Raw genomic sequence first — 1,854 nt, 5'->3', positions numbered from 1 at the left:
TGTGCGCCCAGCATGGGCGCACTCCTGGAGGTGCAAGTCCTCCCATAAGCTGACCACAGCGAATGAAGTGAAGCGCAACTGCGTAAGGGTGACCGAGCGTGGGGAGGAAGCGTGGAGCAAAGCCGTGAGCCGATGGACAAGAACCGGATATGAGGCGGCACCGATCAGGGCGAGCGGGCACGAATCTGCGAAGCTCTTGTGGTCAAGGATTGGTGCCGTAAATCCGGCGGTTGTGCGGTGAAGGAGTGCGTTCTTACCTGGGGAGATCTCGCCTCATGCCTGAAAGGGCAACGGTGTCGAACCGGAGCGAGAAGTCAGCCGAGGTCGTAGTAGTCACAGGACAGGTCGGCAAGGCTGAAGCTGGTGACGAAGGACCGAACGGGAAGGAGTGTTCAGGGATATGCCGATGCGGCAGGCAATGCGTCAGATGCCCGTGCAAACGGGGCGAGCGGGAGCAGCGCGTGGTGAAGCTGCGCATGTACCTGTGAGCGACGAAGCCGGCTGCCCGCGGCATGAACCCGGGAGCACAGGGTCAGCGTTGCTGGAAGCGGCGTTGACGAGAGAGAACCTGAAGCGGGCGTTCAAACGGGTGCGGGCCAACAAAGGAGCCGCTGGCGTGGATGGTCTGGGCGTTGACCAGACTGCGCGCCATCTGGTGACGGCGTGGCCAGCGATTCGTGAACAACTGCTGAAGGGGACGTACCGGCCCAGCCCGGTACGGCGGGTGACGATTCCGAAGCCGGACGGAGGCGAGCGCGAGCTTGGTATCCCGACGGTAACGGACCGGTTGATCCAGCAGGCTCTGCTGCAGGTGCTGCAGCCGGTTCTGGATCCCACCTTCAGCGAGCATAGCTACGGCTTCCGGCCCGGACGGCGTGCACACGATGCGGTGCTTGCCGCGCAGTCGTACGTGCAGTCAGGCCGGCGAATCGTGGTGGACGTTGACCTGGAGAAGTTCTTCGACCGGGTCAACCACGACATCCTGATCGACCGCCTACAGAAACGCATTGGAGACGCTGGTGTAATCCGGCTGATCAGGGCGTATCTGAACAGCGGCATCATGGATGATGGAGTGGTTCAGCAGCGAGCCCAGGGCACGCCGCAAGGCGGGCCGCTATCGCCGCTGCTGGCCAACGTGTTGCTGGATGAGGTGGACAAGGAACTGGAGCGGCGGGGCCACTGCTTTGCGCGCTACGCCGACGATGCGAACGTGTATGTTCGTAGCCGCCGCGCGGGCGAACGGGTAATGGTGCTGCTGCGACGTCTGTATGGGCGATTGCGCCTGAAGGTCAACGAGACCAAAAGTGCGGTCGCGAGCGTGTTCGGTCGCAAGTTCCTGGGTTACAGCTTATGGGTGGCTCCAGGCGGTGTGGTCAAGCGCAAGGTGGCGGCCAAACCGCTGCTGGCGTTCAGGCACCGCATTCGTGAACTGACCCGCCGATCTGGCGGGCGCAGCATGAAGGACGTGGTGGCACGGTTGCGGACTTATGTGCAGGGCTGGAGGGCATACTTCCGGTTGGCGCAAACCCCCAGAGTCTGGCGTGAGCTGGATGAGTGGCTGCGCCACCGACTACGCGCCATCCAGCTTAAGCATTGGCGCCGTGGCTCAACCATCTACCGGGAACTGCGCGCGCTGGGCGCGTCATGCTCTGTGGCACAACAGGTGGCGGCGAACAGTCGCCGCTGGTGGTGCAACAGCGGCAAGCTCCTCAACAGCGTGCTGACCATCACTTACTTCGATCAGCTGGGTGTGCCCCGACTCTCCTAACCTCAACTTCCCGAACCGCCCGGTGCGGACCCGCATGCCGGGTGGTGTGGCAGGGGCGCAGCCTCAGGCTGCCCCCTATGCCGATT

1 protein-coding gene is annotated in these 1,854 nt (G+C 63.3%); it reads left to right on the top strand.

The window, feature by feature from the left end; translation table 11 throughout:
* The first annotated feature begins 400 nt into the window (after positions 1-400).
* Positions 401-1,768 (top strand): group II intron reverse transcriptase/maturase, encoded by a 1,368-nt coding sequence (gene ltrA / locus F6X39_RS35990; RefSeq protein ID WP_187620135.1) that lies wholly within the window; start codon positions 401-403, stop codon positions 1,766-1,768.
* Positions 1,769-1,854: the final 86 nt, after the last annotated feature.

Origin of the sequence: Paraburkholderia sp. UCT2 (assembly GCF_014397665.1) — a bacterium.
Taxonomy (GTDB): Bacteria; Pseudomonadota; Gammaproteobacteria; order Burkholderiales; family Burkholderiaceae; genus Paraburkholderia; species Paraburkholderia tuberum.
The sequence above is the reverse complement of the archived record's forward strand: the minus strand, read 5'-3'. Positions and strand labels throughout refer to the sequence as shown.

Coding starts and splice junctions, on each gene's coding strand:
- ltrA (WP_187620135.1), top strand. CDS start 401: ATGCCGATGCGGCAGGCAATGCGTCAGATGCCCGTGCAAACGGGGCGA.